This is a genomic window from Carboxylicivirga caseinilyticus (assembly GCF_050589785.1).
Taxonomy (GTDB): domain Bacteria; phylum Bacteroidota; class Bacteroidia; order Bacteroidales; family Marinilabiliaceae; genus Carboxylicivirga; species Carboxylicivirga caseinilyticus.
The window spans coordinates 153,954-172,505 of the sequence record NZ_JBNGOX010000007.1; the positions used below are offsets into that span (position 1 = coordinate 153,954).

At 36.0% G+C, this 18,552-nt stretch carries 14 protein-coding genes and 1 tRNA gene; 5 read left to right on the forward strand and 10 right to left on the reverse strand.

Annotated features, from left to right (window positions below; genetic code table 11):
- Positions 1-21 precede the first annotated feature (21 nt).
- Positions 22-462 carry a VTT domain-containing protein gene (locus ACRD62_RS05840; RefSeq protein WP_430819193.1) on the forward strand — a complete coding sequence of 147 codons (441 nt, stop codon included), beginning with the start codon at positions 22-24 and terminating at the stop codon, positions 460-462.
- Here ACRD62_RS05840 and porE read toward each other — a convergent pair.
- The 5 genes from porE to porU all read right to left on the reverse strand — a co-directional run bounded on the left by porE (position 454) and on the right by porU (position 8,320).
- The gene (gene porE / locus ACRD62_RS05845; protein WP_430819194.1) at positions 454-2,439 is read right to left on the reverse strand and encodes a PorE family type IX secretion system protein; all 1,986 of its coding nucleotides are present in this window, start codon (positions 2,437-2,439) and stop codon (positions 454-456) included. The genes ACRD62_RS05840 and porE overlap by 9 nt on opposite strands.
- A 97-nt stretch (positions 2,440-2,536) precedes the next feature.
- A complete protein-coding gene (locus ACRD62_RS05850; protein ID WP_430819195.1) occupies positions 2,537-2,845 on the reverse strand; it encodes a thioredoxin family protein in 309 nt (102 codons plus the stop codon).
- A 3-nt stretch (positions 2,846-2,848) separates the two neighbouring features.
- Positions 2,849-3,328: a 2-C-methyl-D-erythritol 2,4-cyclodiphosphate synthase gene (gene ispF, locus ACRD62_RS05855; protein WP_430819196.1), complete on the reverse strand. Its 480-nt coding sequence runs from the start codon at positions 3,326-3,328 to the stop codon at positions 2,849-2,851.
- 9 nt (positions 3,329-3,337) lie between these two features.
- The gene (gene porV / locus ACRD62_RS05860) at positions 3,338-4,468 is read right to left on the reverse strand and encodes a type IX secretion system outer membrane channel protein PorV (protein WP_430819197.1); all 1,131 of its coding nucleotides are present in this window, start codon (positions 4,466-4,468) and stop codon (positions 3,338-3,340) included.
- A gap of 87 nt (positions 4,469-4,555) precedes the next feature.
- Complete coding sequence (porU, locus tag ACRD62_RS05865; RefSeq protein WP_430819198.1) at positions 4,556-8,320, reverse strand: type IX secretion system sortase PorU; 3,765 nt, start codon at positions 8,318-8,320, stop codon at positions 4,556-4,558.
- Positions 8,321-8,646: 326 nt separating this feature from the next.
- Between porU and ACRD62_RS05870 the strand changes: the two genes are divergently transcribed.
- The gene (locus ACRD62_RS05870) at positions 8,647-10,143 is read left to right on the forward strand and encodes an SUMF1/EgtB/PvdO family nonheme iron enzyme (protein WP_430819199.1); all 1,497 of its coding nucleotides are present in this window, start codon (positions 8,647-8,649) and stop codon (positions 10,141-10,143) included.
- A 96-nt stretch (positions 10,144-10,239) separates the two neighbouring features.
- Entirely contained in the window at positions 10,240-11,529 is a 1,290-nt protein-coding gene (locus tag ACRD62_RS05875; RefSeq protein WP_430819200.1) for a UDP-N-acetylmuramoyl-tripeptide--D-alanyl-D-alanine ligase, read from the forward strand.
- Here ACRD62_RS05875 and ACRD62_RS05880 read toward each other — a convergent pair.
- From ACRD62_RS05880 to ACRD62_RS05900, 5 genes are all read right to left on the reverse strand, one after another.
- On the reverse strand, positions 11,524-12,555 hold the full coding sequence (locus ACRD62_RS05880; RefSeq protein WP_430819201.1) for a glycosyltransferase family 2 protein: 1,032 nt from the start codon (positions 12,553-12,555) through the stop codon (positions 11,524-11,526). The genes ACRD62_RS05875 and ACRD62_RS05880 overlap by 6 nt on opposite strands.
- 14 nt (positions 12,556-12,569) lie before the next feature.
- Positions 12,570-13,454 (reverse strand): lysophospholipid acyltransferase family protein, encoded by an 885-nt coding sequence (locus ACRD62_RS05885; protein ID WP_430819202.1) that lies wholly within the window; start codon positions 13,452-13,454, stop codon positions 12,570-12,572.
- Positions 13,455-14,246: an inositol monophosphatase family protein gene (locus tag ACRD62_RS05890; protein WP_430819203.1), complete on the reverse strand. Its 792-nt coding sequence runs from the start codon at positions 14,244-14,246 to the stop codon at positions 13,455-13,457.
- 3 nt (positions 14,247-14,249) lie between these two features.
- Entirely contained in the window at positions 14,250-15,572 is a 1,323-nt protein-coding gene (gene mtaB, locus ACRD62_RS05895; protein ID WP_430819204.1) for a tRNA (N(6)-L-threonylcarbamoyladenosine(37)-C(2))-methylthiotransferase MtaB, read from the reverse strand.
- A 117-nt stretch (positions 15,573-15,689) separates the two neighbouring features.
- The gene (locus tag ACRD62_RS05900) at positions 15,690-17,009 is read right to left on the reverse strand and encodes a PhoH family protein (protein ID WP_430819205.1); all 1,320 of its coding nucleotides are present in this window, start codon (positions 17,007-17,009) and stop codon (positions 15,690-15,692) included.
- Between the two features lie 81 nt (positions 17,010-17,090).
- On the opposite strand from ACRD62_RS05900, the gene ACRD62_RS05905 reads away from it, so the two are divergent.
- Positions 17,091-18,395, forward strand: a complete 1,305-nt coding sequence (locus tag ACRD62_RS05905) for a bifunctional folylpolyglutamate synthase/dihydrofolate synthase (protein ID WP_430819206.1) — start codon at positions 17,091-17,093, stop codon at positions 18,393-18,395.
- Positions 18,396-18,458: 63 nt separating this feature from the next.
- Positions 18,459-18,533 (forward strand) — tRNA-Val (locus ACRD62_RS05910).
- The last annotated feature ends 19 nt before the right edge of the window (positions 18,534-18,552 follow it).

Below are 18,552 nucleotides of genomic sequence, written 5' to 3' on the forward strand. Positions count from 1 at the left end.
CATTGCAGCAACAAAATCAGGATGGAAGAATTAGCTAAAATTTTCGCAGTTTATATTTCAGGTGCAGCGGGTTTTTACAAAGGAGTTGCTATGGGTATTGCTGTTGGATTAAGCCCAATATTAACAGCCATTTCAACCTCATTAGGATCCATTTCTTTTACCATCATACTATTCTTTGCCGGTGATAAATTCAGAAACTGGATGATGAACCGATTTGGTAAAAACAAGCTGGAGAATAACAAGAAGAAGTTTACCCGATGGATGGATAAATATGGCGTTGCCGCCCTTGGATTGATGGTAAGTGGCTTAATCGGCCCGATACTGGCTTTATTAATTGGTTTGGCATTAGTAAATGACCGACGAAAGTTTTTGTTTTATATGATCACCGGAATACTTTTATGGACCTTTTCACTGACTTACCTGGCTGATCCTCTTGTTCAATGGGTTAAACAATTATTCTGAATCGTCGTCTTTTTTAACCTTAAACTCAATTCTGCGATTGATTTCGTGAGCAACCCGTTTATTGCTGCTACCTTTTATTCGGTTAATATTAACCTCGGTCAACTCAGTTCCTTCAGTTAAAAAATCATATTTTTCAGCTAGTTTTGCATCTACTTTAACTGGTTGACTATCGCCTAATCCTTTAGCCGACAAACGTTGTGTTTTAACACCTTTAGACAGCAAGTAGTTCATGACAGCTTCAGCTCTTTTCTGACTTAAAACAATCGATTCTGTTTCGTCACCCTCACCCGAAGCATGAGCTGCAATATCCAGAACAATATTCTGATTCATATCCAAAATAGCAACCAACCTGTCAAGTTCCTGTTTTGAATCATTGTTCAATTCATATTTACCATTCTGGAAGTAGATATTTTGAAAAACAATGGCATCTTCCATTGGCATCATTGGCACTTCAAATTCAAATTCCTTATTATCGCTTAAACCTACTGTTGTAAACTTATACTTATAATTAAAGAATCCTTTTGAAGCCACCATAAAAACATAATCAGTTTGCTTTTTTAACTGAAGACCAAACGATCCGTCTTCCTTTACATTTAGCTTTATATTGGTGCCATCTGTTCCTATTAATCGCACATAAGCATTGCCAATAGGTGTTTCCTCCTTCTGATCAAACACCTTACCTCTCATACTAAATTCCAGCTTTGGAAGAATAAACGAATAGATGTTATCCACACCTTTTGAGCTTCCTCTTGATGAACTGAATAATCCTTCTTCTTCCATCCCTTTGAAGATAATACTAAAATCATCGCTCTCACTGTTAATCGGGCGACCAAGATTTGTTACCTTGTAATAGCCTTCTTCTTCATCAAAGACAGCACGATAAATATCCAGTCCTCCATATCCAACATGACCGTTGGAAGCAAAATAAAGGGTGCCATCATTTCTTACATAAGGATATAATTCATCACCTGGCGTATTTATAACATTACCCAGATTAACAGGTTCTTCCCATCCGCTTTCACCACCTTTTTGAGCTTTCCAGAGGTCTTTACCACCTTCTCCACCCGGCATATCACTAACAAAATAAATGGTTGAACCATCAGGTGATACAGCCGGATGAGCCACTAATATACTATCACCTCCAATGGTTATTTGTGTTGGCTCTCCCCACTTACCTCCCGAACGACTCACTTCAAACATCTGAGCAGTCAAAGGCTCTTCATTGTTATATGGGCAGCGTGTAAAATACATGGTCTTTCCATCTGAGGACATGGTTCCTGCACCTTCATCAAATTCGGTATTGATAGTTTCGTCAAGAGGTTCGGGATCAGTCCATTTACCTTTTGCATCGATACGTGCCATATAAATATTAGAGGCTCCCTGACCAGTTATGCGGTTTCTCTTTCTCGACTTCTTCTCAGTACGCATTGATGAAAAATACACCTGATCATACTCGGTACTGGCATAACAAGGTGAGAAATCACTAAAACGAGTATTGCTTAAGCCTTTAACTTTCTCAACCTGATACCTGGTTTTAATCGAATCAGATTGAATCAACCGAATCGAAGCCTGACCATTCTGAGCTCTTTTGTCAAGAGCCTTTTTATCCAGATAACTTTTATAGGCTTTTTCTGCCTCATCAACTTTACCTGATGCCAGGTAACATTGAGCCAAATACAATTCAGCTTCTATGTTTTCGTATTTATATCTTACACTTTTACTGTAGCTACTGGCTGCTTTACTGTATTTATTGGTATTTCTATAACATTCGCCCAGATAAAACGAAATTTCGCCCTTTGTATACCTGTTTTTTTCTTTTCGGTAAGCTTTTTTGAATTGTTTAACAGCCCTGTCATATTCACCAATTAAATATGCTTTATTGGCATTTCCCATTTTCTTACCTCCCGAGCAGGAAAATAAAAGAAAAAGAATCAAAATGAAAGAAATATTTCGGTAAGTATTCGACAAAAAGGGCATTAACTCCAATGTTTAATAAAAACTCAAAAATAAACAATTATTATAAAGGAGAAAACGACTCCCTGTTTGAATTATTGCCTGTCTTAGGTAGGTTATTCTAAAATAACAGCTGATAAGGGCGGGCAATGGCTTCATCAATTTGTCCTAAGCCAATATTTCTGCTAAAACGATAGTACTCTTTACCCTGAAAATAAACCAAAACAGTAGGAACTGCAAACACCTGAAAGTTGGCTGCCAATTCAGGCTGCTCCACTGTGTTTACATAAGAAAATTCGCACTTAGGATACTTTTCAGCTATTAATTCCTTCACTTTTGGTTTAAGCACCTTACATACATTACATGCATCGTGCGAAAAATAAAGTACAATCGCATCTTTATCCTGAACTAATTTTTCTACTTCATTCATAACTTATTGTTTTGAAATCAAAACCGTAGCATAAGCCGCTATTCCATCTTCTGTTCCTACAAAACCAAGTTTTTCAGTTGTTGTTGCTTTTATTGCAATATCTTCTATATCAATCGACATGGTTTCGGCCAAAACCTTTTGCATCGTTGGAATATGATCTTTTAACTTAGGTGTTTGCAATGCAATGGTTGAATCAATATTACCAATTGAAAAACCTTTTTCTTCAATCAATTCAACAGTCTTTTTCATTAGAATCTTACTGTCTATTCCTTTTAAAGAAGGATCATTATCAGGAAAATGATAACCAATATCTCTCATATTAGCAGCACCTAATAAAGCATCACAGATGGCATGTATTAAAACATCACCATCTGAATGACCTATACTTCCTTTAATATGATCGATTTTAATACCGCCTATCCATAGTTCCTCGTCTTCTCCAAGCTTATGTACATCGTATCCAAAGCCTACCCGTATCTTCATAATCCAGTCTTAACGTTTTCTCTTTCCACCAGCCATTTCACTCAAATCGAATGAAAGAGAGAAACGCATGGTATTTGCAAGTGGATTATTTGCAACCATAGGAATGATATAAGACGCATCAAGTTGAAACATATTAAATCTTAAAGCTGCACCAGCAGAAGCATACTTTCTGTTTCCCTGACTTTCGTGCTCATGGAAATAACCGGCACGCAAAGCAAATTGTTTATCATACCAATATTCAGCACCCAATGAAAATGTCAACTCCTGCACTTCACCAGACATTCCATCCGGATGATCACCAAAAGATTTAAATATAGCTGCAGGTACTGATAAATTTTCTACATCTTCAGTATCATCCTGATTTAACTGCGCTGAAGGCACTAATAATTTATTCACATCAAAAGCGAATGAGATAGAGTTGTACTTATCCATTTCCATTTCATAACCAACACCTATTCGTAAGTTGGCCGGGATAAACTCTTTATTAACACCATCATAACTAATTTTAGATCCCATATTAGAGATATTCATACCGGCTGTAAAAGCGGCATCATTACGATTCACCTTCAACGGTGTACGAAAATAAAAAGCCACATCAGCTCCAAAAGCATTACCAGCCTGTAAATCTTCAGCAGTACCACTGGTTAAATCAGATCGTATATAACGAAAGGCCACAGCACCAGAAAATTTTTCTGATAAAACTCTTGAATAAGCAGCATCTAATGCAAACTCGTTAGGATTACCAGTATAGGTTGCAACTCCATCTGCTCCGGTAAAAGTAATTTGTCCAAGAGAGAAATAACGCAACGATGCACTTACTGTTTGCATCTTATCAATGCGATAATGATATGTCAGATATGACATATTAATATCGTTTACCAAAGCCCTCAACCACGGTGTGAATGAAATAGATACACCCATACTACTTTCAATAAAAGCATATTTTGCCGGGTTAAGATACTGCGAGTTCATGTCAGGCGAAGAAGCTACACCGGCATCTCCCATACCTCCTGATCGAGATTCAGGATTGATATTTAAAAAAGGAACAGCCGTTTGTATAGAGGTTTGCGCCTTAATGAATATAAAGTTTAAAGACAGGATGAAAATTACTGAACCGATCTTTAATAAATTTTTCTTCATACTAATTCTATTAACTATTTTGAAAGTTCAAATTTACATCAGTTTTCCCCAAAGTGATATAGATGAAACTGTAAAATTTGATAATTATTATTCAACTACTAATATTTTTTTGGAAAATACGCCTGTTTGGCCTTCGTCTCCGACAAACTCACATCGCAAAATATAAAGGCCTTTAGGTACAAATGACGGAAGCTGATAATCGAATGGCGATACAGCTCCTCCAACAGATGAAACCTGTTGTTCTGTTAAATCAATTAAACGACCACTTAAATCAAACAATCGCAATGTGGCATCCAACATCGAATTTGGAGCATCATGATCAAACGAAATTTTGATTGTTTCGCCTGACATAACCGGATTTGGATACAGCATTGTATTATTTACTTTTAATTCTCCGCTCAACTCAACAACAAACTCTATTTCAATTGAAGTAGAATTATTCAAATTATCCCATGCTTTGAGTTCCAGCTTATGCCTTCCTGTTTCCATTTCACTCAACTGATAAGATAAAGTTCCTCTTTGATAATCATTATTATTTGAATTATAATACTCGTTTAATACTGAAGAACTTGCTCTTTCATCATCAATTGTCAGAGTTATATCATGCCCGATCCCTACTCCACTGGTATTAATTCCGCTCTGATCATAGAAGGTTGCGTACAATATGGGGCGGGTTCCGGTAATATCACCACTTTTAAAACCTTCGGTATTCAACCAAATTGTTATTTCCGGCCCTTCCTCATCATTAACCTGATTATCCGTTACTCCACCAACCATTATTTCGTTATTGGCTCCGAATGCCTCAACCTGATTAAAATCAGAACCATAAAAACTAACTCTCCCGTTTCCAACATGGTATCTGATATCCTTCGGTACCATAAATGATACATTAAATGTGTCATTCTTCACATCTACGTCACCTTTGAAAATTCTGTTTTGATAAACCTCAAATTCAAAAGGCACTGTTCCTCCATTTCCCAATGTGGTTATTGTAACAGGTTTATCAAATACCTTTACTGTTACTGTTCCATCCTCAAACATATTTTCATTTCCTTCACCAATAACACCTTCTATTGAAATCAGATCCAGAGCCTTCAGAGTATCCTGCTTGGCAGGATCCATTTCATCGTTAATTTTGTTGATTGAGATATTGTTTGTAGGATAATTCAATTGCAGTGCAGGATCACCTAGTAAAGTGAAGTTTAATTTGTTGATCGTATTACCTGAGGCATTTTTTGTTGACTTTATTATATCCCCTAAACGTAACTTCTCTCCATTAGCATCTTTTTCAAAAATGTAATTGTAAAGATTTGTGTTAATATCAAAATTGGAACTCGACCAGGCAACCCTTGTTGTTGTCAAAAGGGCAATACCTCCACCATTAGGAGTCGTCAAAACAGCTTCCCCTGCAGTCCCATCCGTCATTGTCCAATCATCATATCTGCTAAATTCACAGGTAGCTGTAACAAATAAAGGTAACACACTAAAATTAGACAAACTTTGTATAGCTGATTTATCCAGGATATTCTCATGAGCCAAGTACCTTTCTCCACCATGTCCTGTATAATTAAATATCAAAGTGCCTTGATTTAACGCTTCAGCTACAGCTTCATTCACCCCAGGATAACGATCACCTGATGATGTAGTCACCTTATCATATGCATCAAAATAGATTTTTGTCATGTCGAATCCCGGATGGGCAAGTTTAACTTTTTGCGTTAATAATTCAGCCTGTCTCATATGCAGATTATTATCACCATCATCTCCAACAAAAGTCAATGTTGATTTCCAATTGGTAAACAACGGATCAAACATATATTTCTCTATTTTATCAACTACTATTTTAGCTTGTTGCACTGTATTAACAGGAAAACGACCGATTCCGATATCCAGCTTGTTATTCTGAATATATTCTCCTTCTGTTAAATCAAGTAATCCAAAAAAATCATCTGATGTATATGAATTGGAATAATTGATTGAGTTTTCCGACTGATAGGTCAATATAAAATTGGTATTATCTGAGTCTGTACTTCTATTATCATACGAACCATTACCAAATAGTAATAAATATTTAAATTTATTATTATCCTTGTTATATAAATACCGCGCAAAATCCCTAATGGCACTTACATCTGGCTGCCCGGAAGAAAATTCATTATAAACCTGTTCAGGTTCAACAATTAAACACTCTAAACCTGTTTTTTGATTATGAAGTTGAGCTAATCTTTTAGCCTGTTCTAAAAACAAAGGATGAGAAACAATTAACATTTCAGGTACCGTTTCTCCATGCAAATCCTGATTTTCTATTTCTTCTACGTAAGTAGGTTGCGAAAAATCAGCAGTAGGATCAAAAACAACAAACTCTTTAATATATCCAGTTGATGTTGTAAATCCGCGTTTGGAACCATAATCTTTTAATTCTAATTGAACTGGTGAGAGATGATTACTAACATCCCACAATATGGATGAACTATTAGTATTAGCAATATAGAATCTGGTAATATTACCGTTTCCAACCACATCTTTATTTCTAAACTCCAGTTGATCTTCAAGAACCAAAGTTTCATTCGCATTTAAACTATAATAATTAAGGTAACCATAAGCTCCACTTGCCGTCGTATTATACTGTAATAGCAATGATACATCTTTGCTATCGCTATAAAATGAAGACTGCCCTATTGCTTCCTGAGCCACACTTCCAGTAGAAGTACCGTAAACAACCGAAGGAATTGAAATAGTTTGCAGAGCAGATTCTGATCCATTCACGAACGTTTGAACACTCGAACTTAAATTGGAATGTCCAACAAAACTTGTCATTAGTTTAATTGGCTTATCTAAATTAAGATTAGGAAAAGTAAAATCGTACTGCTGTTGATCACCGGCTAAAATTCTTTCGCCATACCAGGTTCTTCCTGATTTTACCATATTAATTAATTCCAACTCAAAAAAAGTATAACTATCATACTCGCTGGTTTCAGTTGTATAGGTTTCGTATGATTCAGAAGAAGTTTGTACCATTTTACCTTCTCCAACATCTTCCGTTAAGAAATAATATGCTTCATCCGAATAATCATGAATTTGATGAAGAAACATATCACGCTGAGAATTATATGTCCATTTTACAGGTCCTTGAGCATAAAAATAAATCGCATTATTGTAATGCATTATCGCATTCTCCTGCAAGTCATCCAATCGAGCTGTGCCGTTAAGTTTTGGTAACATATTTCCACCATTACCAAAAACCTTAACATTTTGTCCATTACCAAAGCCCCATGAAGTTAAAACAGAATACGGAATTTTATAAACGCCCGATTCGCTAATCGAAACTTTAACCCATTTACCTGAACCTAATACCGAATTAGAGGCTGTTTTAGCATTAAGTTCTGATTTCAAGTTTTCATTTAAAGAATCTCCTTCAGGAAGCATTACTTCTACTTGAAACCTTGAAACCTTATTAAAAGTCATCAATTGTTCGTTATAGACAATAGGTATTATTGTTAATTCAAGATAATTTTGCTTTCTGATTGTAACAATATGCTTTTGTATGGTTGTTAAAGATTGTGGGTTGATTTTATCCAAAACACTAACTTCAAATGCATTTAATGAAGATGATTCTATTGACTTATATTTAATATCAATATTATCTATCGAAATATTTGATTGAATTGGGTATTGTAACAATAGTAGTGGTAATCCTTCCTCTGATTGTCCCGATTGATTATCAAAGCTCAAATATGGTTGATATTCATTACAGATATTCCATTTGATATCAATAGATTCTTTAAATGATTGAGCATTTAATCCAACCAGGACAAACAAACTAATAAAGCTTAATATGATTTTTTTATTCATTCTCTTGTCAACTACGTAATACAAACGTTACTAAAGCATTAAAAGTTTATCCTTGCATCCTCCGAACACAATACAAACCTGCTATTTTCATCATCTTTTTAATAAAAGACACAAAAATAAATCTTTCAGCATAAGATTTTCCTATATTTAACGTTTAGAGTAAAGAAAAATTGCTCTTAGTTATATTGTGAACAAAAAAATAACACTAAACCTTCGTTTGGTATAACCTTTTTTTATTTTTGCAGTATAACAACGTCAATTGAACTTTACTTTTAGTTTATTTGATTCATAAAAACGTGAATAATAGAATACAATACTATAAAGCTATGAGGATTAAAAACGGAATTATTCTGGCTGTTTTTGCTTTAAGTATGATAGGTTTCTCATCATGCAAAGGTGGTAAAGGCAACCAAAGTGTTTCATCTGCTACAGGATGGGAATACAATACTCCTGATAACGGTGGATTTGAATACAAATCTGGTTATGAGCAAGAAACAGGACCAGGTCTTGTATTTATTGAAGGTGGTACCTTCATCATGGGTCGTGTAGAACAGGATGTTCTTTACGAATGGAATAATTCTCCACGTAGAGTAACCGTTCCTTCATTTTACATGGATGAAACTGAAGTAAAAAACGTTGATTACCGTGAATATCTATTCTGGGTCAACCGAGTATATGTTGATTACCCTGAAGTTTACAGAAAGGCATTGCCTGATACATTGGTATGGCGTCGTCCAATGGCTTACAATGAGCCAATGGTTGAAAACTACCTTCGCCACCCAGCCTATTCTGAATATCCAGTAGTTGGCGTAAACCACACTCAGGCACAGGATTATTGTAAATGGCGTACTGACCGTGTCAACGAAATGATTTTGGTTAACGAAGGAATTCTTGAATTTGATGTTAACCAACAAAACGAAAACGTATTTGATACAGAAGCATACTTGTATGGACAATATGAAGGTATCCAGGGTAAGAGACCAATGGAAGACCTTAATCCAAATAACGAAAGCCGTCGTGTAAGATGGGATGATGGTTTACTTTTACCAAAATATCGCCTCCCAACCGAAGCTGAGTGGGAATATGCTGCCCTAGGTTTAATCGGTAACTCATATGACGAAAGAATGACAAACCGTCGTATTTATCCTTGGGATGGTCACATTTTACGTAATGCTGACAAGAAAGAACGCGGTAAGATGATGGCTAACTTCGTTAGAGGAACTGGTGATATGATGGGTATGGCTGGTGACTTAAATGACGCTGGTGACATTACCGTTGATGTTCATTCATATTATCCTAACGATTACGGATTGTACTGTATGGCAGGTAATGTTAACGAATGGGTAGCTGACGTTTATCGTCCATTATCATTCGAAGACATGGATGAATTCAGCCCATATCGTGGTAATATTTTCCAACAAAAAGTATTAGACGAAGAAGGTTTCATTGTTGAAAAAGACAGTCTGGGACATATCCGCTACAGAAACGAAACGGATAAAGACATAATGAACCGTAAAAATTATCGTACTGCTGATAACCGCAATTACGATGATGGAGATGCTGTAACAAACATCACTGAAGGTTCATCTTGGGTTGATTCACAATCAGGTACAGGTAATATGTACTCAGGAGCACCAAACAGTAGCCTAGGTAGCTTGGTAAGCGACCGTTCAAGAGTTTACAAAGGTGGAGGTTGGAGAGACCGTGCCTACTGGTTAAGCCCTGGTGCCCGTCGTTATCTGGACGAACGTGAAAGTCGTGATGACTTAGGTTTCCGTTGTGCTATGACTCGTGTAGGTAGTCCGGTAAAAGGAAAACAATAATAAAGAACCAGATAATTCCATAGATATAGGAGGTTGACTATTCAAGTCAGCCTCTTTTTTTTTATTTTCGCTATCGTTAAATTAACTTTTGAGATAATGGCAGAATTAGCAGATATCTATAAGGCATTTTGTGAATCTTCAGAGCTTTCAACAGACAGTCGAAACTGTTCCAATGGAGCTATGTTTGTAGCCTTAAAAGGCGAAAATTTTGACGGCAATAAATATGTTGAAGAAGTTTTATCGAATGGTGCCCGATATGCTATTGCCAGCGATGAAAAACTAAGACATTTACAAAACGTATTTATAGTTGATAATACACTTGAAACACTTCAAAAACTAGCACAACATCACAGAAGAAAACTAAAATTTCCTATTATCTCAATTACAGGAACCAACGGAAAAACAACATCTAAAGAACTTATAAATGCAGTTCTTTCTGAAAAATACCAGTGTAAAGCAACTGCAGGCAATTTTAACAACCACATTGGCGTTCCTTTGACCTTATTATCTTTTAAAGATGATTTAGAAATAGGAATTGTTGAAATGGGTGCCAACCATATTGGAGAAATAGAATTGCTTTGCAGCATAGCAGAGCCGGATTATTGTTTAATCACTAATGTAGGAAAAGCTCATCTGGAAGGTTTCGGATCATTTGAAGGGGTAAAAAAGGCTAAAGGAGAAATGTATCATTATGCTTTTCAGAACAACAAACCAATATTTATCAATAAGAACAATCCCCATCTTCAGGAGATGGCGTTCTTAAACTCTAAAAGAATTGAATATGGTGATAACACTGAATTTGAGGCCCGCATTACAGAGTTAACACCTTTTGTGAACATTGAATGGTCCGACAAAAAGCTCAATAAGGAATTTCAAACCCAAACTAACCTGATAGGATCATATAATCTGGAAAATATTAACGCTGCTATTGTCATTGGAAGATATTTTGATGTTGATCCAACTTCAATCAATGAAGCCTTAAATAAATACAAACCAACAAACAATCGCTCCCAGTTTATAAAGACTGATAAAAACAGAATTATCATGGATGCATACAATGCCAATCCTTCAAGTATGGCTGTTGCATTGGATAATTTTGAGCGGATAAAAGAAAAGAATAAACTTGTTATTCTGGGTGGTATGAAGGAGTTAGGTTCAGATTCTGTTGAAGAGCACAAGAAGCTGATTAACATTCTGAATAATTGCAATTTCGACTCTATAATTCTCATTGGGGATGAATTTAAGAACTTAAATTTCAGCTATAACCATTTCTCAACAAATAAACAATGCATTGATTATCTAAAGCAGAATCAACCAGATCAATCATACATTTTAATCAAAGGTTCGAGAAGTAATAAATTGGAAGAAATTCTACCTTTTTTATAATCTAAAATGCTTTAGCTGACTAAAACGAGTTATCTTCTTAAAGTAAAATGCCCAAATAATACTTTGAGGATAGGTTTCTATATGTTTCAACTTCACTCTGAGAGACTTCTGCTCCCGACGTTTTTTTAAGGCTGATGGTATTCTGCTGTAAAAATCCATGTGAGCATTAAAAACGGCCATAAAAAATTTCCATTCGCCTTTTACACCAAAATGAACAGCCGCCACTCCATCTAAAATCATTCTAATAAAAAGTATGGGTAATAAGCTTTTCGAACTAAGATTCTTAAACATCATTACCAGATTATTTCTGAAGTTTAGGTAGGTTTTACGTGGATGCTGCTGATCCAGAGTTGCTCCGCCAACATGTAAGACTTCTGATCCTGGAAAAACTTTAATATCGTACCCCATATTTTTTAACCGCCAACACAAATCAATCTCTTCCATATGTGCAAAAAATGACTCATCTAAACCACCGGCAAAACGATATAAATCGGCTCTTATCATTAGTGCAGCACCTGTTGCCCAAAAAACTGATATTGAATCGTTATACTGCCCCTTGTCTTCCTCAATTTCATTCAAAATCCGACCGCGACAAAAAGGATAGCCAAATTTATCAATGTAGCCTCCCGAAGCACCTGCATATTCAAACTTATCAGGATCATTAAAGGCTCGTATTTTTGGCATACAGGCAGCTAATTCACTATCCTTATCCATTGCATCAATTAATGGATCAAGCCATTGGGGTTCTGGAGAAACATCACTGTTCAAAAGAATATAATAATCAGTATCAATTTGCTCCAATGCCTTATTGTATCCACCTGCAAATCCATAATTACGGTCTAAAGAAACAACACGAACACTTGGATGATTATTTTTAAGATAGCTAAGACTATCATCAGAAGAAGCATTATCTGCCACAATAATTTCAACATCCTGACGATCAGAATTTTTAATAACTACTGGCAGAAATTTCTCCAACAAGGATTTTCCGTTCCAGTTTAAAATTACGACAGCAGTTTTTGACATTCGTTAGCTAACAGTTAATTCGTAAATATTCTTTCTTCTGAATACTTCCAACGGCGATGTGACCATAACCAATATTCAGGCTTATCAATGATAACTTTTTCTAAATACCTAATGTACTTTTCGGTAATTTCATAAGGTTGAGTCTCTTCTGGATTTTCAACTAAAGGAATAATATCAACCTCATAATAACCCCTTTTTACTTTCCTCATATCAAAGAACACAACCGGTGACTTTGTTATTTTTGCTATCTTCTCAGGTCCGGTCAATACGGCTGTATTCTGATTCAGAAACCTGGTCCAATATTGAATTTCAGGTTCACCCGGACTTTGATCGGCAATTAAACCAAGAACAAAACGTTCATTTTTCTGCTTTAACTTAATAACCTCTTTTAATGTAGCTTTCATTGTAAAATTACGATTCCCCCACCGTTCTCTTAACTTTAACATGTAAGCATTAAAGGGTTTATTTTTTAACGGTCTGTAAACATCACAACCTAAGGCTTTGCAATGAAGATTTACACTTGGAATCCATTCCCAATTATTATAATGTGCCAAAACCGCGATTACATCCTTTCCCTCATCATATGCCTTATCCAACAATTCAATATTATTGAATTTCACTCTTTGCTTCATTTCAATATCTGATATTGTCTGAAGCTTTGTTGTCTCCATAAACGTATCGCAGAAATGACGATAAAACCGGTTTCGAATATGCTTTATCTCTTTTGCTGACTTTTCAGGAAAAGAAAATTTCAGATTTTCATCAATAACAGAACGACGATATCCTATCAACCGAATTAATAGATAATAAAAATCAGAGAAAACATAGAGAACACGCAAAGGCAATAAACAACCTAACCATAGTATTCCTATAGCAATATTAGTAAAAAAAGACTGCATTTAATATACCATCAACTTATTCACCACCTCACTTAATTCATCGTGAGTGGCTACATTACTGGCAACAATCTCTCTTCCGAAAATATAGTTATCACCTTTTGTAAAATCACAGACTCTTCCTCCAGCCTGTTCAACAATAAAGGCTCCTGCAGCAACATCCCACGGTTTTAAATCATATTCGTAGAATGAATCAAACCTGCCACAAGCCACATACACCAAATCGGTGGCTGCCGAACCGAGACGTCGTAATCCATGGGAGTTTTTCATAAAATAATCCATAGACTTTATAAAACCCTCCATCAGAGTAAAATTAGAATATGGAAAGCCGGTGGCTATTAAACTATCGGCAACAGTGGCTGCTTTTGAGACCTCAATTGTCTGATCATTCAGGTAGGCCTCTCCTCCTTTCCATGAATAAAAACATTCGTCAAGGCCCACCTCGTAAACAACCCCAACTACTATTTTATCTTCTTCCATCAAAGCAATACTGATCGCATAAGGAGATAAACCATGAATAAAATTAGTTGTCCCGTCAATAGGATCAATGATCCAGTTGAAACGATCTCCACGCACATCTTCCGTTCCTTCTTCGGCTATAAAACCTGCTTCCGGCAAAAGCTTCTTTAAGCCTTCCACAATTCTTTTTTCTGATGCTTTATCGATATGTGTAACAAAATCGTTACTTCCTTTAGTCTCAATATCTAATTTTGCACTCTGTCTTTCTTCCTTGATGAACAAACCAGTTGATCGTGCTATTTCACAAACTGATTCACACATAGCTTTGTAATTCATATATTATAATTTATGCAACTCAACACTCATTGCCATATCATCAAATGCCAGATGTTTTAATCTGACTTTAACTATTTGATTGACCAAAGTTGAATCGTATTTAATTTCTGATTTTAAATAATTCGGTGTATAACCTGTCATGTATCCTTCATGCTCTGCTTTTTCGAATAAAACTTCAGTTTGATATCCAATGTGCTTTTTATAAAACGAAAGTGTTTTTTGGTCAGATAAGTCATGAAGCTTTTTACTGCGTTCTTTGCGAACACTTACAGGTACCACATCTTCAATTTTAAGTGCCTGCGTATTTGGCCTTTCAGAATAGGTAAAAACATGTAATTGAGAGATATCTAAACCATCCAGAAACTTATAAGTTATTTCAAAGTCTTCATCCGACTCACCTCTCACCCCGGTTATCACATCCACTCCAATAAAAGCATGCGGCATTACCGATTTTACTTTCTCAACTTTCTCTTTAAAAAGCTGCGTATTATACTTACGTTTCATCAATTGTAATATTTTATCACAACCCGATTGAAGCGGAATATGAAAATGAGGCATGAAACGTTTTGATTGAGCCACATACTCTATAATTTCATCCGTTAACAAGTTTGGTTCAATGGAAGAGATACGATATCGTTCAATGCCTTCCACTTCATCCAATGCCTTCACTAAATCGAAAAAAGTCTCATCAGTCCCTTTTCCAAAATCACCAATATTTACGCCAGTCAGGATAATTTCCTTTGCCCCTGATTCAGCTGCTTTCCTTGCCTGATCAACAGTATGAGATACCGTATCACTACGACTTCGCCCCCGCGCTAATGGAATGGTACAATACGAACAAAAATAATCGCATCCATCCTGCACTTTTAAGAAACAACGGGTACGATCTCCAAAGGAGAAAGAAGGTTGAAACTTTTTGTTCTCACCTATATTACCGGCATGTACTTCGGTTGTATTGTGCTTTTTGCCATCCTGCAGATATTGAAGAATATCAAATTTCTCATCTGATCCTAAAACCAGATCCACTCCTTCAATATGAGCAACATCATCGGGTTTAAGTTGAGCGAAACACCCCGTAACCACAATAAATGCCTCTGGATTTTGCTTGATGGCTTTACGTATAACCTGCTTACATTTTTTATCAGCCAATTCGGTTACCGAACAGGTATTAAAAACATACACATCGGCTTTATCGCTAAATGAAACCTTCGAAAAGCCAGCTTCCATCATCGTTGCTGCAACGGTTGATGTTTCGCTGAAGTTTAATTTACAACCGAATGTGTGAAATGCTACTTTTCTGTTTTTAAAAACCGATTGGTCAATCATCTGCCTAACTTTAGTCGGCAAAATTATGAAAAAGTAAGCGATTAAGAGGCTTTAAATATAAAAACCCGCCCTTAAGAAATGTTAAGGACAGGTTCTACTCATCTAATATATTTCAATTTATAACAAATTCGAAGCTAATTCAGCCAGATAACTTCTTTCTCCTTTAATCAGGTTAATGTGAGCAAACAGTTCCTGACCTCGCATTTTGTCTGTCATGTAAGCCAATCCATTTGACTGCATATCCAGATAAGGCGAGTCAATTTGTTGTACATCACCGGTAAAAACAAGCTTTGTTCCTTCTCCAGCACGTGTTATAATTGTTTTCACTTCATGAGGAGTAAGATTCTGAGCTTCATCAATAATAAAAAAAGCATCCGAAAGACTACGGCCTCTGATATAAGCCAATGGTGTGATAACCAGCTGTTCATTTTTCACCATTTCATCAACCCGATTCACCTCTTTACTAGTTGGTTTAAAACGGCTTTTTATTACACCTAAATTATCAAACAACGGCTGCATATATGGTCCAATCTTTTCATTGACATCACCCGGAAGAAATCCTAAATCGCGATTGGCCAATGGTACAATGGGGCGTGCCAGCAATATCTGATTATACATCTGAAACTGTTGCAAGGCTGCTGCCAGAGCCAAAAGTGTTTTACCAGTCCCGGCTTTTCCGGTTAGCGAGACCAGTTTAATATCTGGATTAAGAAGGGCATCCAACGAAAAAGTCTGTTCGGCATTACGAGGTTCAATTCCATAAGCAGTATGCTTTTCAACACGTTTAATTAAACCGGATACTTTATCATGGAAAGCCAATACACTCTGATTACCATTTCGTAATACAAAATACTGATTTGGCGGTAGATCTTCATCAGCAGGAAACTGACTCTCAGGAATACCCGGATGTGTATATAACGCCTCAATCAATTTTTTATCAAAGTCTTCATGAATCTCAACTCCATTATTAAGAATATCGATATCCTTAACTTTATCATTTTCGTAATCTTCAGACTTTAACCCAAGAGATTTCGCTTTCAATCGAAGATTTATATCCTTGGTAATCAATATCGATTGTCGACGAGGAAATTTTTGCTTAACATGCAATGCGATGGCTAGAATCCTGTGATCAGCAGTGTGTTCACTAAACGAATCCTTCATCTCTTCGGGTAATGGTTTACCTGTGGCCACAAACAGTTTTCCTAAACCTTTACCAAGTGAAACGCCGTCTTGAAAAAGCTTCTCACCTGCAATTTTATCCATCTCGCGGGCAAATTCACGTGCCTGAAAATTAATTAAATCATTACCTTTCTTAAACTTATCCAACTCTTCCAGAACAACTATTGGAATGATTATATCATTTTCCTCCAAGTTGTATATACATTTGTGGTCGTGAAGAAGAACATTAGTGTCGAGAATAAATATTTTTTTAGCCATATATAAAGGGTTTGTGTTGCTATTAAAGATAAGGAAATTTCGACGTGATGTACATTTGGCAATTATTAATTTTGATAAAAGATGAAGAGTTATAAAGAGACATTGGACTATTTATTCAGCCAACTTCCGATGTATCAGCGAGTAGGTAAAGCAGCATATAAAGCTGACCTTTATACCACTTTAGAATTAGATAAATATTTTAATCGTCCCCATACTAATTTTAAAACCATTCACGTTGCAGGAACAAATGGTAAAGGTTCTGTTTCGCACTGTCTGGCATCTATCTTACAACAAGCTGGTTACAAAACAGGTTTATATACTTCACCTCATCTGATTGATTTCAGAGAGCGCATTAAAGTGAATGGTGAGATGATTTCGGAACAGTCAGTTATTGACTTTGTTGAAAATCACCAGGAAATTATTGACAAACTGCAACCTTCATTTTTTGAGATGACCGTTGCCATGGCTTTTGAGTATTTCAAGGCACAAAAGGTTGATATTGCTGTAATAGAAGTTGGTATGGGTGGAAGATTGGACTCAACAAATATTATATCTCCAGAAGTTTCGGTAATTACAAATATAGGATTGGATCATACAGCCTTTTTAGGTGATACATTACCTAAGGTAGCTATTGAAAAAGCGGGGATTATTAAAGAAGGGATTCCTGTAATAATAGGGCAGACACAGGAAGAAACCACTCCTGTTTTTATCGAAATGGCAAAATCAAAAAATGCTCCGATTACATTTGCAGATCAACAAATGAGTGCTCCCTATTCAACCAATAGTATTGACGAAAAACAAATATTTCAGATTTCATCGCATAATAAGGTAAAATACCCTAACCTTAAACTTGATCTGCTAGGTAATTACCAACGTAAAAATATAATTACCGTTCTTTGTACTATTGAATCTCTTCAACAAAATGGTTTTAACATCTCAATTGAAGACCTTTACAAAGGACTTGAACAAGTTGTAGTTAACACAGGTTTAAATGGGCGCTGGCAAACCATTGATTATAATCCAAGGGTTATTTGCGACACGGGGCACAATGCGGAAGGCATTGAGTTAATCGTACAACAAATAGAAAATACGGCCTATAAAAAATTGCATTTTATTATTGGAATGGTAGATGATAAGGATCATTCAAAGGTTTTATCACTATTACCCAAAGATGCAATTTATTATTTCACCCGAGCTGCTATCCCAAGAAGTATGATCCCTTCTAAACTTCAATCAATGGCCATAGAACACCAGCTTAAAGGCAATTGTTACGATACTCCGCATGAAGCTTTAGATAATGCAAAAAAATTAGCAGATCCTAATGATTTGATATTCATCGGAGGAAGCACTTTCATTGTCGCTGATATATTACAAAAACTCAAATAATATTTGGAGGTGACAAAAAAGAGATATATTTTTGCATCGCTTTTCTAGAGAGATCTATGAAAAGGGCGATTAGCTCAGTTGGTTTAGAGCACTTGGTTTACACCCAAGGGGTCGGGGGTTCGACTCCCTCATCGCCCACTCATCAATCAAAAGCGAT